This window comes from Curtobacterium sp. MCBA15_012 (assembly GCF_001864935.2).
In the GTDB taxonomy this organism is placed as follows: domain Bacteria; phylum Actinomycetota; class Actinomycetes; order Actinomycetales; family Microbacteriaceae; genus Curtobacterium.
Genome location: NZ_CP126267.1, coordinates 2,633,061 through 2,654,988, shown reverse-complemented (window position 1 = coordinate 2,654,988; position 21,928 = coordinate 2,633,061). Strand labels below are relative to the sequence as shown.

General features: G+C 73.6%; 20 protein-coding genes. 15 read left to right on the top strand and 5 right to left on the bottom strand.

The window, feature by feature from the left end; genetic code table 11:
- Nucleotides 1-52: 52 nt before the first annotated feature.
- Nucleotides 53-1,081, bottom strand: a complete 1,029-nt coding sequence (locus QOL15_RS12185; RefSeq protein ID WP_071245569.1) for a GTP-binding protein — start codon at nucleotides 1,079-1,081, stop codon at nucleotides 53-55.
- A 58-nt stretch (nucleotides 1,082-1,139) separates the two neighbouring features.
- Here QOL15_RS12185 and ykgO point away from each other — a divergent pair, with 58 nt between their 5' ends.
- The gene (ykgO, locus tag QOL15_RS12180; RefSeq protein ID WP_065963431.1) at nucleotides 1,140-1,262 is read left to right on the top strand and encodes a type B 50S ribosomal protein L36; all 123 of its coding nucleotides are present in this window, start codon (nucleotides 1,140-1,142) and stop codon (nucleotides 1,260-1,262) included.
- Nucleotides 1,263-1,290: 28 nt separating this feature from the next.
- Nucleotides 1,291-1,947 carry a histidine phosphatase family protein gene (locus QOL15_RS12175; RefSeq protein WP_071245571.1) on the top strand — a complete coding sequence of 219 codons (657 nt, stop codon included), beginning with the start codon at nucleotides 1,291-1,293 and terminating at the stop codon, nucleotides 1,945-1,947.
- A gap of 173 nt (nucleotides 1,948-2,120) precedes the next feature.
- Here the strand turns inward: QOL15_RS12175 and QOL15_RS12170 are convergent, their stop codons facing one another.
- Nucleotides 2,121-3,863 (bottom strand): glycerol-3-phosphate dehydrogenase/oxidase, encoded by a 1,743-nt coding sequence (locus QOL15_RS12170; protein ID WP_071245573.1) that lies wholly within the window; start codon nucleotides 3,861-3,863, stop codon nucleotides 2,121-2,123.
- A 189-nt stretch (nucleotides 3,864-4,052) separates the two neighbouring features.
- Between QOL15_RS12170 and QOL15_RS12165 the strand changes: the two genes are divergently transcribed.
- From QOL15_RS12165 to ald, 3 genes are all read left to right on the top strand, one after another.
- Nucleotides 4,053-5,015, top strand: coding sequence for a sugar-binding transcriptional regulator (locus QOL15_RS12165; RefSeq protein WP_065963424.1), 963 nt, complete (start codon nucleotides 4,053-4,055; stop codon nucleotides 5,013-5,015).
- Between the two features lie 84 nt (nucleotides 5,016-5,099).
- Complete coding sequence (locus tag QOL15_RS12160; RefSeq protein ID WP_071245575.1) at nucleotides 5,100-6,164, top strand: AraC family transcriptional regulator; 1,065 nt, start codon at nucleotides 5,100-5,102, stop codon at nucleotides 6,162-6,164.
- A gap of 136 nt (nucleotides 6,165-6,300) precedes the next feature.
- Nucleotides 6,301-7,401, top strand: coding sequence for an alanine dehydrogenase (ald, locus tag QOL15_RS12155; RefSeq protein WP_071245577.1), 1,101 nt, complete (start codon nucleotides 6,301-6,303; stop codon nucleotides 7,399-7,401).
- A gap of 291 nt (nucleotides 7,402-7,692) precedes the next feature.
- Here ald and QOL15_RS12150 read toward each other — a convergent pair whose 3' ends face one another.
- Entirely contained in the window at nucleotides 7,693-8,538 is an 846-nt protein-coding gene (locus QOL15_RS12150; protein ID WP_254784066.1) for a tryptophan-rich sensory protein, read from the bottom strand.
- 214 nt (nucleotides 8,539-8,752) lie between these two features.
- Between QOL15_RS12150 and QOL15_RS12145 the strand changes: the two genes are divergently transcribed.
- From QOL15_RS12145 to sufU, 6 genes are all read left to right on the top strand, one after another.
- Complete coding sequence (locus QOL15_RS12145) at nucleotides 8,753-9,736, top strand: magnesium and cobalt transport protein CorA (RefSeq protein ID WP_065963417.1); 984 nt, start codon at nucleotides 8,753-8,755, stop codon at nucleotides 9,734-9,736.
- A 162-nt stretch (nucleotides 9,737-9,898) separates the two neighbouring features.
- Nucleotides 9,899-12,034, top strand: coding sequence for an alpha-galactosidase (locus QOL15_RS12140; protein ID WP_071245579.1), 2,136 nt, complete (start codon nucleotides 9,899-9,901; stop codon nucleotides 12,032-12,034).
- A 212-nt stretch (nucleotides 12,035-12,246) separates the two neighbouring features.
- Nucleotides 12,247-13,542 (top strand): chloride channel protein, encoded by a 1,296-nt coding sequence (locus QOL15_RS12135; RefSeq protein WP_065962306.1) that lies wholly within the window; start codon nucleotides 12,247-12,249, stop codon nucleotides 13,540-13,542.
- A gap of 186 nt (nucleotides 13,543-13,728) precedes the next feature.
- Nucleotides 13,729-13,941 carry an antitoxin gene (locus QOL15_RS12130; RefSeq protein ID WP_065962308.1) on the top strand — a complete coding sequence of 71 codons (213 nt, stop codon included), beginning with the start codon at nucleotides 13,729-13,731 and terminating at the stop codon, nucleotides 13,939-13,941.
- An 85-nt stretch (nucleotides 13,942-14,026) separates the two neighbouring features.
- Complete coding sequence (locus QOL15_RS12125; protein ID WP_254784067.1) at nucleotides 14,027-15,382, top strand: SufS family cysteine desulfurase; 1,356 nt, start codon at nucleotides 14,027-14,029, stop codon at nucleotides 15,380-15,382.
- Nucleotides 15,379-15,825 (top strand): Fe-S cluster assembly sulfur transfer protein SufU, encoded by a 447-nt coding sequence (gene sufU, locus QOL15_RS12120; protein WP_071245580.1) that lies wholly within the window; start codon nucleotides 15,379-15,381, stop codon nucleotides 15,823-15,825. Before QOL15_RS12125 ends, sufU begins: the two co-directional genes overlap by 4 nt.
- 13 nt (nucleotides 15,826-15,838) lie before the next feature.
- On the opposite strand, the gene QOL15_RS12115 is transcribed toward sufU, so the two are convergent.
- Nucleotides 15,839-16,315: an SRPBCC family protein gene (locus QOL15_RS12115; RefSeq protein ID WP_071245582.1), complete on the bottom strand. Its 477-nt coding sequence runs from the start codon at nucleotides 16,313-16,315 to the stop codon at nucleotides 15,839-15,841.
- A gap of 113 nt (nucleotides 16,316-16,428) precedes the next feature.
- Between QOL15_RS12115 and QOL15_RS12110 the strand changes: the two genes are divergently transcribed.
- From QOL15_RS12110 to QOL15_RS12100, 3 genes are all read left to right on the top strand, one after another.
- The gene (locus QOL15_RS12110) at nucleotides 16,429-17,835 is read left to right on the top strand and encodes an LLM class flavin-dependent oxidoreductase (protein WP_302847145.1); all 1,407 of its coding nucleotides are present in this window, start codon (nucleotides 16,429-16,431) and stop codon (nucleotides 17,833-17,835) included.
- A 36-nt stretch (nucleotides 17,836-17,871) separates the two neighbouring features.
- Complete coding sequence (locus tag QOL15_RS12105; RefSeq protein ID WP_071245584.1) at nucleotides 17,872-18,405, top strand: N-acetyltransferase; 534 nt, start codon at nucleotides 17,872-17,874, stop codon at nucleotides 18,403-18,405.
- 82 nt (nucleotides 18,406-18,487) lie between these two features.
- A complete protein-coding gene (locus tag QOL15_RS12100; RefSeq protein ID WP_139197281.1) occupies nucleotides 18,488-19,210 on the top strand; it encodes a VIT1/CCC1 transporter family protein in 723 nt (240 codons plus the stop codon).
- Between the two features lie 168 nt (nucleotides 19,211-19,378).
- Here QOL15_RS12100 and QOL15_RS12095 read toward each other — a convergent pair whose 3' ends face one another.
- A complete protein-coding gene (locus QOL15_RS12095) occupies nucleotides 19,379-19,936 on the bottom strand; it encodes a VOC family protein (protein WP_065962320.1) in 558 nt (185 codons plus the stop codon).
- 251 nt (nucleotides 19,937-20,187) lie between these two features.
- On the opposite strand from QOL15_RS12095, the gene QOL15_RS12090 reads away from it, so the two are divergent.
- Nucleotides 20,188-21,750 carry an NCS1 family nucleobase:cation symporter-1 gene (locus QOL15_RS12090; protein WP_083393816.1) on the top strand — a complete coding sequence of 521 codons (1,563 nt, stop codon included), beginning with the start codon at nucleotides 20,188-20,190 and terminating at the stop codon, nucleotides 21,748-21,750.
- The last annotated feature ends 178 nt before the right edge of the window (nucleotides 21,751-21,928 follow it).

Here is a 21,928-nt window from a genome sequence, read left to right as displayed (position 1 = left end):
GGGTCCGGCCGGGCATGCCGCGCGCTGCTCGACACGTGCAGCACGCGACCGGTCACTCCGGCTGCTGCGCGTCCACGGCCGGCCAGGCCGGGAACGGGTCCGCCCACGAGCGCCACAGCGCCGGGCCGGCGAGCAGTTCGGCCGGGGTCAGCAGCGCGGTGTCGAGCGCGCGCTCGATGCCGTGCACGTCGAGCCGTTCGCCGACGAACCAGATCGCCTGCCCGATCGGGGCGTCCGCGTCCCACGACGGGTTCGCGGTCGGGTCGAGGGCGAGCATCGCCCCGAAGCTCGACCACGACCCGACGTGGTCCGGTCGGGACGCCAGACGGAAGAACCCCCGCGACCGCAGCACCCGTCCGTTCACCCCGGCGGCGAGGTCCTCGGCGATGACCGTCGCGAGTCGTCCGGGGTGGAAGGGCAGCGGTTCCCGGTAGCGGAGCGTCACCAGGTCGTCGCACGGCGCACGCCCGCTGTCGGTCCGCCCGGCGTCGGTCGACAGCGCGCGCATCCACCCGGCGCCGGAGGCCAGCAGCCGCGCCGCTCCGCCGTTCGATGCGGGGAGGTCGGCGGCCGACCGGACGGTGTGCCGGGCGACGATCGCCGCGTGCGGTGCGAGGCGGTGCAGGAGTGCGACGAGTGCCCGTCGGCGCCGACCCGAGAGCGGCTCCATGCGGTCCAGCACGACGACCGTGGCGTACTCGACCACCGTGGTGACCCGGTCGGCGGCGACGAAGGCGTCGTCGACGTCGGACCACAGCAGGTGCGCGACCTCGTCGGCCCGCAGGACCGCGACGACGTGCCGCAGCACGCGGTCGTCACCGGTCTCGGAGCGGGCGGCGTTCGCCAGGAGCATGCCGACCGCGCGGACGTCGGTTCCTGGGCTCGTGCTGACGACGAGCCCGTGGTCGGCGTCGGGCCCGCACACCCGGTCGAGCTGGTCGGCGCGGGCGGCGATCGCGCGCGCCGCGGCGAACGCGGTGCCCGACACGTGCATGCGGTGTCCGAGGGCGATCCGGGACGCGACCTGGTCGGCGTCGACGTCGTGCAGCGCGGAGACGAGGGTGATGGCGGCGGGACGCATGTCCGGTACCCTACATGACAACCGTTCTCAACAAGAGGGCATCGACCAGGAGGAACCCGTGAAGGTCCGCAACTCGCTCAAGGCACTCAAGCAGGTCCCCGGCTCGCAGGTCGTCCGTCGCCGCGGACGCGTGTACGTCATCAACAAGCGTGATCCCCGGTGGAAGGCGCGGCAGGGCTGACGTCACCGGCGGTCCGTAGGGTGGCCGCATGCGACTCCTGCTCATCCGCCACGGCCAGACCCCCGCGAACGTGCACGGCATCCTCGACGCCGAGGTCCCCGGCCCCGGCCTGACCGAGCTCGGGCAGCGGCAGGCCGCCGCGCTGCCGGTGGCGCTGGCCGACCGGGGCATCGAGCGCCTGTTCGTCTCGTCGATGGTGCGGACGCAGCACACGGCCGCGCCGCTCGCCGCCGCGCTCGGGATCGAGCCGGTCGTGCTCGACGGCCTCCGCGAGATCGAGGCCGGCGACACGCAGGGCAAGTCGGACCGGGTGTCGGTCCAGATGTACATCTCGACCGTGCACGGCTGGTCGGCCGGCGACCGCGCGAGCCGCATGCCCGGTGCGGAGAGCGGCGAGGAGTTCTTCGCCCGCTACGACGACGCGATCGCCCGGGTCGAGGCGTCCGGGGCGGCCGTCGCGGCGGTGGTCAGCCACGGCGCGGCCATCCGGACCTGGGCGTGCGCGGTCGCGCAGAACACCCCCGACGACTTCGGCACGAAGCGGCACCTCGAGAACACCGGGATCGTGGAGCTCGAGGGGTCGACCGCCGACGGGTGGCGCCTGGTGGACTGGGAGGGCGAGCCGGACGGCGGCGAGGACCTCGTCGACCGGACCGCGCAGGACCCGACGGGCGAGCGCTTCTAGCGATCGCACGACCGCGCGGGCTGCGCGACCGCGCGGGCTGCGCGACCGCGTGGACGGCGCGCCCGCCTGGACGGCGCGACCGCGCCCGCCCGCCGGACGCAACCGGACGACGGACGGGAGGCGCGGTGCCAGCCGGCACCGCGCCTCCCGTCCGTCGTGTGGACGCGACCCGACTACGCGGGCTGCGCCGTCGTGTGCAGCGGCACGATCACGCCGTGCGACTCGCGCAGCACGTCGAGCGTGCGCTGGACCTCGTCCGCGCGCTCCTCGGTCGTCCAACCGAGCGACCCGGCGAGCACGTCCGCCAGCTCGTCGAGCAGGTCGATCGTGACCCCGCCGACGAACGCGAGGTTCGTGCGACGCAGCACGACGTCCACCAGGTGGACGGCCTGCTCGTGCTCGGCGAAGTACGCCACCTCGGCGCGGGTGAGCGACGGCTCGGACTCGAGCGGCTCGACCGGGCCGTCGACCAGGACGTCCACGACCTCGGCGGCACGGGTGCCGTAGCGCTCGAGCAGCCCCTCGACGAGCTGCGGGTCGAGCCCGTCGCGGTGCGAGGTGATCCACAGGTCGCGCTGCGCGTCCGTGGTCGGGAAGTCCTTCCCGCCACCGATCGGCATGCCGGTGGTGTCGACCGTGCGGGCGACGCCGAGCTTCGTGGTGGCCTCGGTCGACAGGTGCGCGGCGAGGGCGCGGAACGTGGTCCACTTGCCGCCGACGAGCGACAGCACGGTGCTGTCCGGCAGGCCGGCGATCGGGGTGTCGACGATCCGGTAGTCGCGGGACACGAAGCCGGGGGCGGTGTCCTCGTGGCGGGGGAGCGGCCGGATGCCCGAGTAGCTGTAGACGATGTGGTCGCGCGTGACCTCGATCTGCGGGAACACGTGCTTGACCAGGCCGAAGAAGTAGTCGATCTCCTCCTCGGTCGTGGTGACCGGCTTCGACGGGTCGGCGTCGATGTCGGTCGTGCCGATGAGCACCCGGCCCTTGAGCGGGTAGATGAGCACGATGCGTCCGTCGTCGTTCTCGAAGAACAGCTCGCGGCCCTTGGTGGCCTCGAGGAGCTCGTCGTTGTGCACGACGATGTGGGAGCCCTTGGTGCCGCCCATGAACTTCGTCTCGCCGCCGAACGCCTGGTTCGTGAGGTCGGTCCACGGCCCGGAGGCGTTGATGACGACGTCGGCGTGGAACGCGAACTCCTCGCCGGTCTCGCGGTCGCGCAGCAGGACGCCGCCGTCGCGGGTGCCCGCGGCCTCGACGTAGTTCGTCGCTCGCGCGGTGCTCGCCGAGCCGGTCCCGGTGCCGGCGGCGAGGCCGTCCTTGAGCACGTCGAGCGCCAGGCGCTCCGGCTCGTGGACGGACGCGTCGTAGTAGGTGCCCGTGTACTTCAGGTCCTTGTTGAGCGCCGGCATGTCCTCGAGCGCAGCCTTCTTGGTGCGGAAGACGTGCTTCGGGACCGAGCCGCCGTCGCGCGAGAAGGAGTCGTAGATCGTCATGCCGATCTTGATGAGCATCGCGCCGCGCTCCTTGGTGGAGCGCTGCTTGTGCGTGAGCATGCGCAGCGGGGCGTTCATGATGCCGGAGAACGTCGAGAAGATCGGCATCGTCGTCTGGAGCGGCTTGACGTAGTGCGGGGCGATGCGGATGAGGCCGTTGCGCTCCTGCACGCTCTCGCGCACCAGGCGGAACTCGCCGTTCTCGAGGTAGCGGATGCCGCCGTGGATCATGTGGCTCGACGCGGCCGAGGCGCCGCCGGCGTAGTCGCCGCGCTCGACGAGCACGACGTCGACGCCCTGCAGGGCGAGGTCGCGGAAGGTGGCGATGCCGTTGATGCCGCCACCGACGACGAGGACCTGTGCGGTCGGTCGCTCGGTGAGCGCCGTCACGGTGTTCCGGGGCTGCGTCTTCTTCGACATTGGTGCGTCGCTTCCTTGGGTCGGTTCCGTGGGTCGACTTCGATGGTGCGCCTGCTCGGGAGAGCGGGCAACACGCGTGCACGAACGTGCAGGACAGGTGTCGTCCGGCCCGGCAGGTGGCCGGGAGAGCGGTCTGGAGGCGCGACAGGGGTTGCAGAGGCCGTGCACGTCCGTGCATGCTCGGTTCCCATGAGCGACGCTGCGCAGCCGATGCGGACCCAGCAGGCGCTGCGCGCCGCACACCTCTACTACCTGCAGGACCTGACGATGGACGCCATCGCCGACGAGCTCGCGACCTCGCGATCGTCGGTGTCGCGTCTGCTGAAGTACGCCAGGGACACCGGGCTCGTCGACATCCAGATCCGGTCGCCCCTCGACCAGGCCGCGGCGCTGAGCCGGAACATCCGGGCGCGGTACGGGGTGCACGCGCACGTCGTCCCGGTGCCCGACCACACGAGCGACGTCGACCGGCTGGAGCGGGTGGCCCTGTCCGCCGCGCGGATCCTCACGCAGTACGTCGAGTCGAACATGGTCGTCGGCATCTCGTGGGGGTCGACCGTGAGCGCGGTGAGCCGGTACCTCGTGCCGAAGACCACGCACGGGTCGACCGTCGTGCAGATCAACGGCGCCGCGAACACCCGCACGACCGGCATCGTCTACGCCTCCGAGATCCTGCGGCGGTTCGGCGAGGCGTACGGCGCGTTCGTGCAGCAGTTCCCCGTCCCGGCGTTCTTCGACGACCCGGCCACCAAGGAGGCGCTGTTCCGCGAACGCTCGATCCGACGGGTCCTCGACCTGCACGAGCGGATGGACCTCGTCGTGTTCGGCGTCGGTGCCCCGCAGGCGCCGGTGCCGTCGCACGTGTACTCGGGCGGGTACCTCGACCCCGAGGACCGCGACGAGCTCGCCGAGGCCGGCGTGGTCGGGGACGTCTCGACGGTGTTCTACCGGGCCGACGGCTCCTGGAAGGACATCGGGGTGAACGCCCGCGCGGGCGCTCCCGACCTCGACACGATCAAGCGCGCCCCGCGCCGGGTCTGCGTCGTCGCGGGCCGGTCGAAGGCGGCCTCGTTGAAGGGGGCGCTGGCGGCCGGACTGGTGACCGACCTGATCCTGGACGAGAGCGTCGGGCAGGCGATCCTGCAGCCGTGACCGGCGTGTCCCGGCGGGTCCGGGCACCCCACCTGCGTCAGGGGCTGACCGACTTTGTCGGTGGCTCCTCCTAGGCTCCGGTGCATGGTGCCTTCCCGCGAGACCCGTCAGCCGGCGACGGCTGCTGCGCGCCCTGCGTCACCCGCCCCGGGCCCGGCGTCGGCCGGTGCCGCGGAGTCCGCGACCGCGGGCACGGACCCGTCCACCGACGGCTCACCCCGCTACTTCCGCCGACTCGTCGGCACCGACGTCGACGAGGCGCTCGCCTTCTTCACCGGCGACTACGACTTCACCGCACCGCGCGTCCGCCGCACCCGTCCGCAGCCCCAGTGGGACTTCGCGGGCGTCGGCGACGACCGCATGTCGCTCCGGTCGTCGCGGTTCCTGGTCGACCTGCGCACCGAGAGCCGCGTCGACGACGAGTTCGTCATCGCGTGGATGCGCAGCGGCTCGAGCACGATCACCTACCGCGGGCAGGCGTTCGAGCTCGAGCCCGGCGTGCCGGTGGTCCTGCCGTTCGCCGACACGTACGAGCTGCACCACCGCGACATCGGCCTCAACCTCGTGCAGCTCGACCGCGACTTCGTCCGGAGCGTCGTCGGGGACGAGGACTTCGCGTTCGACCCGATGCGACGGCCCACCAGCGAGGGCATCCGCGCGTGGCAGTCGGTCGTCCGGGCGCACTCGGCCACCTGGCTCGACCGGACGCACGACCTGACCCCGGCCGCCCAGCGCGCGATCGCCGAGTCCTTCGTGACCGCCGCGGTCGAGGCGTTCCCGCACCGGGACCGCTGGCGTTCGGCGGTGTCCGGGAACGGTCCGGAGCACGACCGCCTCCGTCGGGCGCTCGACTACGTGCACGCCCACGCGCGCGACCCGATCGGCACGCCCGAGATCGCCGCGGCGGCCGGCCTGAGTCCGCGTGGGCTCCAGCAGTCGCTGCGCCGACACCTCGACCAGACCCCGGGCGACCTGCTGCGCGGTGTCCGACTCGACGGTGCCCGGGGCGACCTGCTCCGCGGTGACCGGGACGGCACGAGCGTCGCGGACGTCGCGCGTGCGTGGGGCTTCGGGCACCTCGGCCGGTTCTCGGCGACGTACCGCGCACGGTTCGGCGAGCTGCCGAGCGAGTCGCTCCGGACGCGCTAGCCGGCTCCGGGCACCCGCTCGCCGAACTCCGTCGCACCGAACGGCCTCCGGGTGAGCAGATGTTCGGATCCGGCATTGCCGGGTCGAACGGCGTCGCATCGTGGGCTCACCTGCACCGCCCACGAAGGAGTCCGTGATGCTGATCGGCGTCCCCACCGAAGTCAAGAACAACGAGTACCGCGTCGCGGCGACCCCGGCGGGCGTCGGCGAGCTGTCCCTGCACGGCCACGAGGTCCTCGTGCAGGCCGGGGCGGGCGAGGGCTCGTCCTTCACCGACGACGAGTACCGCGCTGCCGGCGCGACCGTCGTCGACACCGCCGCCGAGGTCTGGGCGCGCGCCGAGCTGGTCCTCAAGGTGAAGGAACCGGTCGCCGCGGAGTACGCGTCGATCCGGCCCGGACAGGTGCTCTTCACGTACCTGCACCTCGCCGCCGACCGCCCGTTGACGACCGCGCTCGTCGAGTCCGGCGCCACCGCGATCGCGTACGAGACCGTGCAGCTGCCCGACCGCTCGCTGCCGCTGCTGTCGCCCATGTCCGAGATCGCCGGGCGCCTGTCCGTGCAGGTCGGCGCGTACCACCTGATGCGCACGAACGGCGGCCGCGGGCTGCTGCTCGGCGGGGTTCCCGGGACGCCGCGCGGCCGCGTCGTCGTGATCGGCGGCGGCGTCGCGGGGGAGCACGCGGTCACGATGGCGCTCGGCCTCGGCGCCGAGGTCACCGTCTTCGACATCAGCCTGCCGCGGCTCCGCGCGCTCGACGCCCGCTTCGACGGTCGGGTCACGACCCTGCGGTCGTCCTCGCACGCGATCGCCGAGGCGCTGCAGCACGCCGACCTCGTCGTCGGCTCGGTGCTCATCCCGGGGGCGTCCGCGCCGAAGCTCGTGACCGATGCGATGGTCGCCGACATGCGCCCGGGTTCGGTGCTCGTCGACATCGCGATCGACCAGGGCGGCTGCTTCGAGGGCTCGCGGCCGACCACGCACGACGACCCCACCTTCCGGGTGCACGACGCGGTGTACTACTGCGTCGCGAACATGCCGGGCTCGGTGCCGCGCACGAGCACGATCGCGCTGACGAACGCCACGCTGCCGTACGCGCTCGCGATCGCCGACCAGGGCTGGGAGCGCGCGACCGCGGCGGACCCGGCGCTCGCGAAGGGCGTGAACGTGCACGCGGGCGAGGTCGTCAACGAGGCGGTCGCCGCTGCCCACGGCCTGACGCCGGCCGCGCGCTGACCCGGGTCGGCCACCGCCGGCCGACCACCTCGCGGGAGCGACACTTCGCGCCCGCCCGCTTCCGCACCGACCACCCCGCGAAAGCGACACATCGCGGCCCCGGACGCTCGTCATGCACGCGAAAGCGACAGTTCCCCGCCGACCATCGGCGGGGAACTGTCGCTTTCGCGTGGTCGGCCGCGGCCCTCGCGTCACCGGCTGTCGCCCTCGCGAAGCCGACCGTCGGGCCCGTGACCAGCCGCGGCCCTCGCGTGACCAGCCGGCCGCCGGCCGCCGGCGGCAGCCGCCCGCCTACGCCACCCGTGCCCGGGGGCGGGCGGCCGAACGGCCGCCGACCCAGCCGACGCGCGTGCGCACCACGAGCGTCGTGACGACGACCGCGGCGACCGCGACCACCGCGGCCACCGCCGTCGGCACGGACACGAGCGGCCCGTCGAGCCGACCGACCGCGACCCACGCGAGCCCCCACGCGATCGACAGCGTCGGCGCGATCCGACCGCCGTCCCACACCGCGAGCAGCACGCCGACGAGCCCGGCGACGAGCGCGACCGCCACACCCCAGAGGTCCTCCCCGAGCCCGAAGCCCCGGAAGCCCGCGGCCGACAGCACCGCGGCGGTGTTCGCCGCGGTCGCGACGCACAGCCACCCGAGGTAGAGCCCGAAGGTCCCGTCGGTGAGCACCCGTTCGACGAGGCCCGACCCGGAGGCCGTCCCCGCGGCCGGGTTCCGCCGCAGCACCACGAACGTCCAGACGAGCACCACGAGCAGCGCGACGATGACCGGTTCGCTCAGCCACAGCGCGCCGAACTGCACGGACAGGATCCACGCGGCGTTGAGCAGCAGGGACAGCGTCGCCGGCAGGGCGATCGCACGGTGCCGGGCGTCGTCGGCGGTGCGGAAGCACTGCCGCACCGCGTAGGCGACCAACCCGAGGTAGATGACGCTCCAGATCGAGAACGCCGGTCCGTCGGGCGCGATGGCCGTCGACGACGCCGAGAGTGCCCCGCCGGACGCCTGCGCGATCGGCGTCCCGACCACCGCGCCGGATCCGAGGAAGCCGCCGACCACCGCGACGACCGCGCTCGCCGCGACCACGATCCTCCAGGCCTTGTCCATGTCCACTCCCATCGTCAGCATGCTGATGACCTGGACCGTAGGCCGTCCGCCCGACCGCGCGCGCAGCGCGCGCCCAGCCTGCGGGGGACGACCGGGGCCGGACCCGGTGTCGGCGTCCGGACGCGCCCCGGCAGGGACCGGGCTCCCCGGAAACGACGGGCGGGACGGGAGGCGCGACCCACCCCCGCGGGCGCGTCCCGTCCGCGCATGGTCGGCCGTGCGTACGGTGGCCAGCGTGACCGTCGAGCTCAACACCGTCTACGTCGACCGGATCGCGCCGATCGTCTGCCCCTCGCTGGAGACCACCTTCCGCATGGTGGGGGAGGAGGGCGCGACCGCGTGCATCGTGCTGCACCGACCCGACGCGCAGGAGCTCGGCGACGTCGCGGTCGCGCTCGGCCTGCACGAGCTCGCGGTCGAGGACTCGGCCGAGGGGCACCAGCGCCCGAAGCTCGAACGGTACGGCTCGACGCTGTTCGCGGTCCTCAAGCCCGCGGTGTACCACGACGACCGCGAGGAGGTCGAGTTCGGTGAGGTGCACGCGTTCGTCGGCAGCGACTTCTTCCTGGCGGTCGTGCCCGCCGACCCGCGCGGTCCGCAGGCGGTGCCCCGGGCCCTGCAGCGGATGAGCGGCAAGCCGGGCCTCGTGACGGTCGGCCCGCAGGCGCAGCTCTGGGCGCTCATGGACTCGATCGTGGACGGGTACGCCCCGGTGATCGACGGGCTCGAGGAGGACATCGACCAGATCGAGGACCAGCTCTTCGCGGGCGTCCCCGGCGTCTCGAAGCGCATCTACGAGCTGTTCGGCGAGGTCGTCGACTTCCAGCGGGCCGCACGACCCCTGATCGGCATGATCGAGAACCTGCACCGCGGCGCCGAGAAGTACCACCTGCCGGTCGAGATGCAGCGGCGCTTCCGCGACGTGCTCGACCACGCCATCCGCACGGTCGAGCGGCTCGACACGTTCCGGCAGCTCCTGCAGAATGCCCTGACGGTCGACGCGACCCTGGCGGCGCAGAAGCAGAACGACGACACGAAGCGGATCTCGGGCTGGGCGGCGATCCTGTTCGCGCCGACGCTCATCGCGGCGATCTACGGCATGAACTTCACGCACATGCCCGAGCTCAGCTGGACGTGGGGCTACCCGCTGTCGATCGTCGCGATGGTGCTCTTCGCGGTCGTCCTGTACGTCGTGTTCAAGGTGAAACGCTGGTTCTGACCCACCCGGCGGCGCGCCCGCCGTCCGGGCACCGCCATCCCTGACCGGGCGCCACGGTTCCCGTGCGGGCGCCGCGGTTCCCGTCGCGTTGGCGCGTCGGGTTGCGGGAGCGCTCCCAGACCGGCGAGGCTCGTCCTGTCACCGCCGCCGACAGGAGCAACGATGCCCACCGACACCACCCCCGCGCCGACCTCGGGGATCGTCCACCTGACCGCAGGGGGCGTGTCCCTCGTGCTCGACTGCCGCGACGCCGCCCTGCCCGCCGTCCTGCACTGGGGTGCGGCACTCGGTGACCTCGACGACACCGCGCTCGCAGCGATGGCCGCGGCCGACGTGATGCCGGTCGCCCCGAACGAGATGGACGTGCCGGTGCGCCTCGCCGTGCTGCCGGAGCCGCACCGCGGCTGGACCGGACGCCCCGGACTCTCCGGGCACCGGGACGGTCGGGACTGGTCGCCCGCGTTCACGGTCACGGCGCTCGAGGTCACGGACACCGCGGTCGTCGCCGACGCCGAGGACCGGACCGCCGGGCTCGCCGTGCGGGTCACGGTCGAGGTGCTCGTCTCCGGACTCGTCCGCGCGCGTGCAGCCGTGACGAACACGGGCGAGGGTGTCTACACGGTCGAGGACCTCACGGTCGCGCTGCCCGTCCCGCCCCGCGCCCGCGAGGTCCTCGACTTCGCCGGCCGCTGGGGCAAGGAGCGCACGCCGCAGCGCCGGGCCCTGGTCGTCGGGACGCACGAGCGCGACAACCGCAAGGGCCGCACGGGCTCCGACGCCGCGACCGTCCTGAGCGTCGGCGAGCCCGGCTTCGGCTTCGCCCGCGGCGAGGTCTGGGGCGTGCACACCGCGTGGAGCGGCAACCACCGCCACCTCGCGGAGCGCCTCGCGACCGGGCGCCAGGTCGTCGGCGGCGGCGAACTGCTCCTGCCCGGCGAGGTGCGGCTCGCACCGGGCGGGACCTACGAGGGCCCCTGGGTGTACGGCGCCTACGGCGACGGCCTCGACGACCAGGCGCGCCGGTTCCACCGCTGGCTCCGGAGCCGCCCGCAGCACCCGACCTCGCCGCGCCCGGTCACGATCAACGTCTGGGAGGCCGTGTACTTCGACCACGACCTGGCCCGGCTGACCGACCTCGCCGAGCGCGCCGCACGACTCGGGGTCGAGCGGTACGTGCTCGACGACGGCTGGTTCCGGCACCGCCGCGACGACCACGCCGGGCTCGGTGACTGGTACGTCGACGAGGACGTCTGGCCCGACGGCCTCGGGCCGATCGTCGACCGCGTCCGTGCGCTCGGCATGCAGTTCGGGCTGTGGTTCGAGCCGGAGATGGTGAACGAGGACAGCGACCTCGCCCGCGCGCACCCCGAGTGGATCATGCAGGCCGACGGTCGCCTGCCGGTGCGCTCCCGCGACCAGCAGGTGCTCAACCTCGCGATCCCCGAGGCCTTCGCGTACGTGCTCGAGCGGATGACGGCCGTGATCGGGGAGTACGGCGTCGACTACGTCAAGTGGGACCACAACCGCGACCTCGTCGAGGCCGGCCACCCCGGGGGCGGTGCCGCCGTGCACGAGCAGACCCTGGCGACGTACCGGTTGATGGCGACGCTCAAGGAGCGGTTCCCGGCGCTCGAGATCGAGTCGTGCTCGTCGGGCGGCTCGCGCGTCGACCTCGGCGTGCTCGAGCACACCGACCGGGTCTGGGTGTCCGACGACATCGACCCGGCCGAGCGTCAGGAGATGCACCGCTGGACGCAGCAGCTGCTCCCGCCCGAGCTCCTCGGCGCCCACGTCGCGAGCGGCCGGAACCACACGACCGGACGCGTCCACGACGTGTCGTTCCGCGCCGGGACCGCGCTCGTCGGGCACTTCGGCATCGAGTGGGACCTGACCCTCGCGACCCCGGACGAGGAAGCCGTGCTCGCCGAGTGGATCGCCCTGCACCAGCGGTGGCGCGCCCTGCTGCACGGCGGGGACCTCGTCCGTGTCGACGAGGTCGACCCGACCCGCCGCGTGTACGGCGTCGTCGCACCCGACCGGCGGGAGGCCGTGTTCTTCCTCGCGAGCGTCGGCCGGTCCGAGGTGTCGGGCACCGGCCCGATGCTGTTCCGCGACCTCGACCCGGACACGCGGTACCGCGTCGACCCGGTCGTCCTCGGCGACGCCCACCTGGTCACGCCGCCGGCGTGGTGGAGCGGCGACCGCACGGCCACCGGACGCGTGCTGCAGACCGTCGGACTGCAGGTGCCGCTGCTGCCGGCCGACTGCGTGGTGCCGTTCCACGTCACGGCCGTCTGACCGCGACGGGGCGGACGGGAGGCGCGTGCCGGGCCCACCCCGTCCCTCCCGTCGTCCCCGCGGGGCGGACGGGAGGCGCGTGCCGGGCCCGCCCCGTCCCTCCCGTCGTCCCCGTGGGGCGGACGGGAGGCGCGTGGCGGGCCCGCGCCGCGCCTCCCGTCCGTGACGCGGTCGCCCCCGGCGACCCCCGGCGGGCCGGTAGGCTTCCCGGCATGCCGCAGACCGGAACCGCGACACGCACGTCCACGCCGGTCTGGGCCGTCAAGCTCGCGGTGGTGACCGCCCTCGTCGGCCTGGCGGGCGGCGTCGCCGGCATCACGGTCTGGCTGGCGCTGCAGCTCATCCAGTTCGTCGCGTTCGGGTACCCGTTCGGCGGACACCTCGAGGCGGCCGATGCGCCGTCCGGGTGGAACCGGTTCCTCGCGCTCGCCGCCGCCGGTGTCCTCACAGGCGTGGCCTGGTGGGCGCTCCGGCGCTGGGGGCGACCGGTCGTCTCCGTGCCCGCCGCCGTGGGCGGGAAGCGGATGCCGGCGCTGGCGACCCTCGCGAACGCGGGCGTGCAGATCCTCGCGGTCGGGCTCGGCGCCTCGATCGGCAAGGAGGTCGCCCCGCGCGAGGTCGGGGCGTGGCTCGCCCAGGTCGTCACCGTCAAGGCCGGGCTGACCGACCGCGAGCGGAAGATCCTCGTCGCGTGCGGTGCCGCGGCCGGTCTCGCCGCCGTCTACGACGTCCCGCTCGGCGGCGCGCTCTTCGCGGTCGAGGTGCTGCTCGGCGAGCTCACCTTCGCCACCGCGCTGCCCGCCTTCGCCACGAGCGCGATCGCCGCGGTGACCGCCCGGCTCGTGATCCCCGACGAGGTGCTCTACCACGTGCCGGCCACGCACCTGTCGCCGTCGCTGCTCGTGTGGGCGGTGGTCGTCGGCCCGCTCCTGGGCTTCGCCGGGGTCGGGTTCGTGAAGCTCACGAACCGGTTGCAGGCGACCGCGCCGAAGGGGTGGCACCTGCTCGTCGTGCTGCCGGTCGTCTTCGCGATGGTCGGCCTCATCGCCGTGCCGTTCCCCGACATCCTCGGCAACGGACGCGCGCTCGGGCTCGTCGCGATGAACGCGACGACGAGTGCGCCCGACTTCGCCGGGGTCGGCCCGATCGTGTTCCTGCTCCTCCTCGCCGTGCTCCGCACCATCACGACCTCGGCGACCATCGGCGCCGGTGCCGTGGGCGGGACGCTCACCCCGTCGATCGCGATCGGCTCGGCGGTCGGTGCGGCCCTCGGCGGTGCGTGGGTGCTGCTCTGGCCCGCGGACGGCTCGACGCTCGTGTCCTTCGCGTTCGTCGGGGCGGCGGCGTTCCTCGCCACGACGATGCGGGCACCGTTCACCGCGCTCGTGCTCGTCGTGGAGTTCACCCAGGAGGGCACGGACGTCCTCGTGCCGTCCATGCTCGCGGTCGCCGGCTCGGTCGCGGTCGGGTACCTGCTCGCCCGGCGGCGCAGCGCGCAGATGACTTGACGCTCCGTGGTGCGGGACCGCCGGACGTCGCGGGGGCGGTCGGCCCGACGCGGGCGTCGTGGGTCGGTCGGCCCGACGCGGTCGTCGTGGGGCCGCTCTGTCCGACGCGGACGTCGCGGGGGCGGTCGGCCTAGCATCGGCGACAGCGCGGGGTGCACCGCTCCGCCGCACGACGAGGAGGGCACGATGGCCGGGTTCGACGACATCACCAAGAAGGCACAGCAGTTCCTGCAGGACGGCAAGGTGCAGGACGCCCTGAAGAGCGAGAAGGCCGAGGGCATCAGCGACAAGGTACTCGACGGGGTCGCCGACGCGGTCAAGAAGGCCACCGGGGGCAAGTACGACGACAAGATCGACGGCGCCCGCGACACCGCGGACGAGCACATCGGCAACCAGTAGGCCGTCCGCGCGGGGACCGGTCGCGCGGTCGGTGTCCGCTCTGGGCGATTGGACGCGGGGGGCCGTCGGGGACCACGATTGTGTGGTGACCGACGCCCCCGCTCCGCACGTGCCGACCCGGCCACTGACCGCCGCCGAGGTCGAGGCGATCCGCCGGGACTTCCCGATCCTGCACCAGGAGGTCAACGGCGCCCCGCTCGCGTACCTCGACTCCGGGGCCACCGCCGAGCGGCCCGTGCAGGTCCTCGACGCCGAGCGCCGGTTCCTCGAGCGCGACAACGCCGCCGTGCACCGCGGTGCCCACACGCTCGCGGCCCTGGCGACCGACGCCTACGAGGACGCCCGTGCCACCGTCGCCCGCTTCGTCGGGGCGTCGAGCCCGTCCGAGGTCGTCTGGACCGCCAACGCGACCGACGCGCTGAACCTCGTGGCGTACGGCATCGCCAACGCCAGCCACGGCCGCGGGGGAGCGGCCGCCGAGCGCTTCCGCATCGGACCCGGCGACGAGCTGCTCGTCACCGAGGCCGAGCACCACGCCAACCTCGTGCCGTGGCAGGAGCTCGCCGCCACCACCGGTGCGACCCTGCGCTGGGTGCCCGTCGCCGACGACGGCACCTGGACCGCCGACGACATGGTCGGGATGATCGGGGAGCGCACCCGGGTCGTCGCCTTCGCGCACGTGTCGAACGTGACCGGCATGGTCGCCCCGGTCGCCGAGGTCGTCGCCGCCGCGCACGAGCACGGCGCCCTCGTGGTCCTCGACGCCTGCCAGTCCGCACCGCACCGTCCGCTCGACGTCCGCGCGCTCGACCTCGACTTCGCCGCGTTCTCCGGGCACAAGATGCTCGGCCCGAACGGCATCGGCGTGCTGTGGGGCCGGCGCGAGCTCCTCGACGCCCTGCCGCCGTTCCGCACGGGCGGCTCGATGATCACGACCGTCACGATGGAGTCGTCGGACTACCTGCCCGCCCCCGAGCGCTTCGAGGCCGGCACGCAGCCCGTGTCGCAGGCGGTCGCGCTCGCCGAGGCGGTCCGCTACCTCGAGCGCATCGGCACCGACCGGGTCCGCGACCACGAGGAGGCCCTGGCGCAGCGCATGCTCGAGGGGCTCGCGACGGTCCCCGGTGTCCGCGTGGTCGGGCCGCCCGTCGGGGTGCCCCGGTCCGGGCTCGTCGCGTTCGACGTCGCGGGCGTGCACGCGCACGACGTCTCCCAGTACCTCGACGCGCAGGGCATCGCGGTGCGGTCGGGCCACCACTGCGCCCAGCCGCTGCACCGCCGACTCGGCCTGACCGCGACGAGCCGGGCGAGCACGTACGTGTACACGACCGACGAGGACGTCGACCGCTTCGTCCGGGCCGTGGCCGAGGTGCGGGGCTACTTCGGGGCGGACGACGCGGCACTCCCCGCGGCCGGCACCACCGGGGAGGACCGCGCATGAGCTCCCTCGACGCGCTCTACCAGCAGGTCATCCTCGACCACGCGAGGGCGCGGCACGGCCACGGGCCGCTCACCGACGCCGATGCCGAGCACTTCGAGCGGAACCCCACGTGCGGCGACGAGATCACCGTGCGGGTGCGGCTCGAACCGGGCACGGACCGGATCGCCGCGCTCGCGTGGGAGGGCGACGGGTGCTCGATCTCGATGGCGTCGGCCTCGGTGCTGACCGACATGGCCGTCGGCCGGACGGTTCCCGAGCTCCTCGCGCTCACCGAGGCGTTCCGCGAGATGATGCGGTCGCGCGGCGCGGGGGAGCCCGACGAGGACGTGCTCGAGGACCTCGTGGCGTTCCACGGCGTCTCGAAGTTCGTGATGCGCGTGAAGTGCGGGATGCTCGCGTGGGTCGCGGCCGAGACGGCGGCGCAGCAGGCGCTCGCCCGCTGACGCCGGCCCGCGGTCAGACGTCGATCGCGGCGAGCACGACGGGGTCCACGCAGCCCGCGGCGAACCCCCGGATCCGGCGGTCGATGTCCCGCTGCAGCACGACCGTGCCGATCCGTTCGGCGATCGGCGCGAGCCAGGCCGGGCGGCACGTGAAGTTGTAGCGCCAGACCGCGAGCGTGTGGTCCGGCCGGTCGGGGACGGGGGTGAAGCGCCAGCCGCCGCCCATCTTCTCGAAGAACCACGAGCCCTTCGTCATCTTCATCCCGACGTTCGACGGCGGGTTGTACGACACGTACTCGCTCTCCATCGCGAGCCCGAACCGCTGCACCGTGTACGTCCGGACGCCCTTCGCGGGCACGGTCGCGTCGATCAGGTGCTGGCGGCGGATGAACGGGTCCCAGCGCTTCCGGGTCGCGCCCTGGGTCTGCGACACCGCGAACGCGACCTCGACCGGGACGGGGACGGTGACGCGCGACTCGACGACGGGCATGTCGCCATCGTGCCAGGTCGGGTCCGCCGCCGGTCGTGTCACACGGCGTCGCGGTGCGTCACGGATCGTCACCGTCCGTGACCGGACCGTCCCGGGCGTCGTACGGTCGCGGCGTGACCCCGACGAACGAGCCCGCGCCCCGGCAGATCCGCTTCAACGCGTTCGACATGAACTGCGTCGCGCACCAGTCCTCCGGGCTGTGGCGCCACCCCCGCGACCGCTCCCGCAGCTACCGGGACCTGTCGTACTGGACGGACCTGGCCCGCACGCTCGAGGCCGGGGCCTTCGACGGGATCTTCATCGCCGACGTGCTCGGGACCTACGACGTGTACGGCGGCTCGAACGAGGCCGCGCTGCGGACCGGGTCCCAGGTGCCGGTGAACGACCCGATCCTGCTGGTGTCCGCGATGGCCTCGGTCACCGAGCACCTCGGCTTCGGCATCACCGCGGGCACCGCCTACGAGCACCCCTACCCGTTCGCGCGCCGTGTGTCGACGCTCGACCACCTGACGAAGGGCCGCGTCGGCTGGAACGTCGTCACGGGCTACCTGCCGAGCGCCGCACGGAACATGGGGCAGACGGACCAGCTCGGCCACGACGACCGCTACGACGTCGCGGACGAGTACCTCGAGGTCCTCTACAAGCTGTGGGAGGGGTCGTGGGAGGACGACGCCGTGGTCGAGGACCGCGCGTCCGGCGTCTTCACCGACCCGGCGAAGGTGCACCCGATCGAGCACCACGGCCGGCACTTCGACGTCCCGGGCATCCACCTGTCCGAGCCGTCGGTGCAGCGCACCCCGGTGATCTACCAGGCGGGCGCATCGCCGCGCGGCATCGCGTTCGCCGCCGACCACGCCGAGGCGATCTTCGTCGGGGCGCCGACGCTGCCGCAGCTCGCCGCGACCGTGCGCAGGATCCGGGACGCGCTCGAGGCCGCCGGGCGCGACCGGTACGCCGCGAAGATCTACACACTCCTGACCGTGATCACCGACGCGACCGACGAGGCCGCCCAGGCGAAGTACGAGGACTACCTGTCGTACGCCTCCGAGCTCGGCGCGCTCGTGCTGAACTCCGGCTGGATGGGCGTCGACCTGTCGCAGTGGGACCTCGACGAGCCGCTCGGCGACGTCGAGTCGAACGCGATCCAGTCCGCGGCGGCGAACATCTCCGCCGCCACGGGCGAGGACGGCACCGCGTGGACGATCCGCGACCTCGCCCGGCACACCGCGATCGGTGGGCTCGGTCCGGTGGCCGTCGGCGGGGGAGCGACCATCGCCGAGCAGTTGCTCGACATCCAGGCGCAGACCGACGTCGACGGGTTCAACCTGGCCTACGCGGTGACCCCGGGCACGTGGGAGGACGTCATCGAGTTCGTCGTCCCGGAGCTCCGCGCACGCGGCGCCTACCCCGAGGGCTACACGCCGGGGTCGCTCCGGCACAAGCTGCACGGCCGCGGGGACCGGCTGCCCGAGGAGCACCGGGGTGCCGGGTACCGCGTCGGCGCCCGCGCGACCACCTGACCCGGTCGGCGGGGTGGCCCGGCGTAGGGTGGAACGGTGATCGGGTCGTCCTTCGTCGTGCGGACCGCGGACGACCAGACGACCGCGGTGGCCTGCATCGAGCTCTGGGTCGCCGCCGTGGCAGCACGGGACGGGCAACCGCCGTCGGACGCGGTGCGGGAGCGTGCCCGCGACAAGTTCGCCGCGGACCGCGTCGCCCTGGTCGTCGCCGACGCGGGCCCGCGCCCCGACGGCACCCGTGACGGCACGGCGCCGGTCGCTGGCTTCGCCCTCGTGTCGGCCCCCGGTACCGGTGGCGGCCCGGCGAGCGACGCCGCGTACCTCAGCCTGCTCGCCGTCGCGCCGCACGCGCAGGGGCACGGCCTCGGCCGACGCCTGCTCGCCGCCGCCGTCGAGGCAGCCGCAGCGGCCGGCCACGACCGCTGCGAGCTGCACGCCCTCGACGACAACGCCCCCGCGGTCGCGCTCTACCGCAGCGCCGGGTTCGCGCCCGTCGGCCCGCCGTTCCCGCACCCCCTGAGCGGCCGTCCGACCCGGGTCTGGCGGACCGGACCCGAGCCGGTCAGGTAAGGCGAACCTCACCAGGAAACCCCCGGTCAGGGCAGCCTTCCCTTGCTGGCGCGATCCACCGGACGGTGGTTCGATGGCCGACATGTCGACCGCAACGGACCTCTCGCTCCCCGTCTCCGAGCACGACGACGCCGCGAGCGCCGCCCGCCTCAACTGGCTCCGCGCCGGGCTGCTCGGCGCCAACGACGGCATCGTCTCGGTCGCCGCCGTCCTCGTCGGGGTCGCGGGTGCCGGGGCGAGCACCGGTCCGGTCGTCGCCGCCGGCACCGCAGCGCTCGTGGGCGGTGCCGTGTCGATGGCGCTCGGCGAGTACGTCTCGGTCAGCGGAGCGCGCGACGCGCAGCGCACCGGCCAGGCGGCGCAGCAGGCCCAGCTCGAGGCCGACGCCGAGGACGCACCCACCCTGGCCGCGCACTACCGGTCGCTCGGCGTCGACGACTCGGTGGCCGACGCGGTGGCACGCGAACTGACGCGGCCCGAGGTCCGTCGACGTCGGGCCGCCGCCGCCCTGCGCGACGCCGAGGACGAGGTCGTCAGCCCGTGGCGTGCGGCCTGGGTCTCCGCGGCGACCTTCACGGTGGGCGCCCTGCTGCCGTTCGTCGCGCTGCTGCTCGCCCCCGAGGGCCTCCGCGTCCCCGTCACGGTCGTCGCCGTGCTCGTCGCACTCGCGGTGACCGGCACGACCGGCGCGACGCTCGGCGGCGCACGCCGCGGTCGTGCGGCCGCGCGGGTGCTCGTGGGCGGCGCGCTCGCGCTCGCCGCGACCTACGCGGCGGGCGCGCTGCTCGGGACGCACGCGTTCTGACGGGCGCACCCCGGAGGTCGGACGGGAGGCCCGGACCACCGCAGCGGACGGGCTGCGGTGATCCGGGCCTCCCGTCCGTCTGTCCGCCCCGCGAGTCGGCGCGCGTCTCGGGTGGACCGACCGCGTCCCGCCGGACGGAGCCCGTCGCCGTCGACGGCAGGGCAGGTGTCAGGGGGCCGGGCTGAGCAACCGGACCTGGTCGACGTCCGGCCACGGCGCCCACTTCGGGCGCGGTGCGTGCAGCAGGTACGGCTGCGGCGTCGGGTAGGTGACCAGTTCGAGCGTCGACCCCCACGGGGTGCGGGTGTACACGAAGCGGTTGCCCTCGCCGGCCTCCACGCCGCGCAGCGGTCGGGGGTCGGCGTTCCGGACGCCGCCCGCGGCCTCGACCCGTGCGAGCGCGGCGTCGAGGTCGTCGGCGTACAGGGCGAGGTGCTGCCAGCCGAGGTCGGACGGGGCCGCGGCGTCGCGCTGCTCGGGACCGGCGTACTCGAACAGCTCGAGGCCGGGACCCTCCGGGAACGCGAGCATCCGGATCGCCCCCTGCGCCATCGACGACGGGATGCCGAGGTAGCGGTGCGCCTCCGGGGTGCCGTTGACCGGTTCCCAGCGCGACCGGACGTCGTACAGGACGACGGCGTCGAAGGCCGCCACGAAGAACGCGGTCGCGGCGTCGACGTCGGGCACGGTGACGCCGACGTGGTCGATCCTGATGCCCCTGGTCATCCCCCGATGATCCCCACCGGGGAGCGGGACCGGACCGTCCCGGGACCCCGGCTGCGCCATCGGTGCGGCAAGCCGCAGAGGCTGTGGCCCCGCTCAGGCGCGGCGGACCGGGGACCGGTCGGAACGGGCGTTCCAGACCGGACGACGCGACACACGACCGTTACACGAGGGAAACGGGCGGTGTCGGGAGCCTCAATAGCTTCGTCCTCGAGCGGGGACCCACCCCCGCCGCCACTCCCACGGAGGACGCCTTGGTCACAGAGATCGCGACCCCGGTCGCCGCGCCCCACGCCCCCACCCCGACGCCGACCGCCCGTGCGGGCGCCGGCGTCGTCAAGCCCGGGTACGACCCGTCGCTCACCAACGAGGACCTCGCCCCGCTGCGCGAACAGCGCTGGACGAGCTACAACATCTTCGCGTTCTGGATGTCCGACGTGCACTCGGTCGGCGGGTACGTCACCGCCGGGTCGCTCTTCGCCCTCGGGATCGCGAGCTGGCAGGTCCTCGTCGCCCTCGTGGTCGGCATCCTGGTCGTGCAGGTGTTCGCGAACCTCGTCGCGAAGCCCTCCCAGCGCACCGGTGTGCCGTACCCGGTGATCAACCGCGCGGTGTTCGGGGTCCTCGGGGCGAACGTGCCGGCCGTCATCCGCGGGCTCATCGCGATGGCCTGGTACGGCGTGCAGACGTTCCTCGCGGCGCAGTCGCTGAACATCGTGTTCCTGAAGTTCGTGCCCGGGGCGGCAGGGCTGCTCGAGCCGTCGTTCCTCGGGCTCTCCGCGCTCGGCTGGATCTCGTACGCGATCCTCTGGGTCGCGCAGGCCGCGCTGTTCTCGATGGGCATGGAGGCGATCAAGCGCTTCATCGACTGGGCCGGCCCCGCCGTCTACGTCGTGATGATCGCGCTCGCCGTGTACCTGGTCGCCCGGGCCGGCATCGGCAACATCTCGCTCACGCTGCACACCGGCGCCCCGATGTCGTTCGGCGACTCGATCCCGGTGATGCTGTCGGCGGTCGCGATCGTCGTGAGCTACTTCTCCGGTCCGATGCTGAACTTCGGCGACTTCTCGCGGTACGGCCGTTCGTTCCGGGCCGTGAAGCGCGGCAACTTCTGGGGCCTCCCGGTCAACTTCCTGTTCTTCTCGGTGCTCACGGTGCTGTGCGCGAGCGCGACCGTCCCGGTGTTCGGCAAGCTCATCACCGACCCGATCCAGACCGTGCAGGCGATCGACGCGCCGTTCGCGATCCTGCTCGGCGGCCTGACGTTCGTCACCGCCACGGTCGGCATCAACATCGTCGCGAACTTCATCAGCCCCGCGTTCGACTTCTCGAACGTGTCCCCGCGCCGGATCAGCTGGCGGACGGGCGGCATGATCGCGGCCGTGGGGTCGGTGCTCCTGACGCCGTGGAACTGGTACGGCAACGACCAGGCCATCCTCTACACGCTCGGCATCCTCGGGGCCCTGATCGGCCCGCTGTTCGGCATCCTCATCGCCGGGTACTACGTGGTCGCGAAGCAGCGCGTCGCGGTCGACGACATGTACACGCGGTCGACCACCGGCCGGTACTGGTACCGCGGCGGGTGGAACCCGAACGCCGTCTGGACGCTCGTCGTCGCCGGGGCCCTGTCGGTCGCGTGCGCGGTGCTGCCGCCGGCGACGGGCGTGCTGCCCTGGCTGAGCAACTACAGCTGGTTCGTCGGCTGCGGGCTCGGGTTCGTCCTGTTCTGGGCACTCGAGCGCCGGTCGCCGCAGATGCCCGCGCTCGCCGAGGACGACCCGACCGTCGACCACGGGGCCGCCGCCGGGCGGGACTGACGCAGGGCGGGCGGCGCCCGGGACGGTCGTCGCCCGCCTCGTCGCCAGGGCGGTCGCGACGGTCGCGGCGGTCGCGATGGTTCCTCCACAGGCCGTGTGCCGCCAGTCACCGTCCACAGGACCCGCGATCGGTCCGGGAGGCGCGGGTCGCCTCCGCCACGCTGGTCGCGATCCCGTC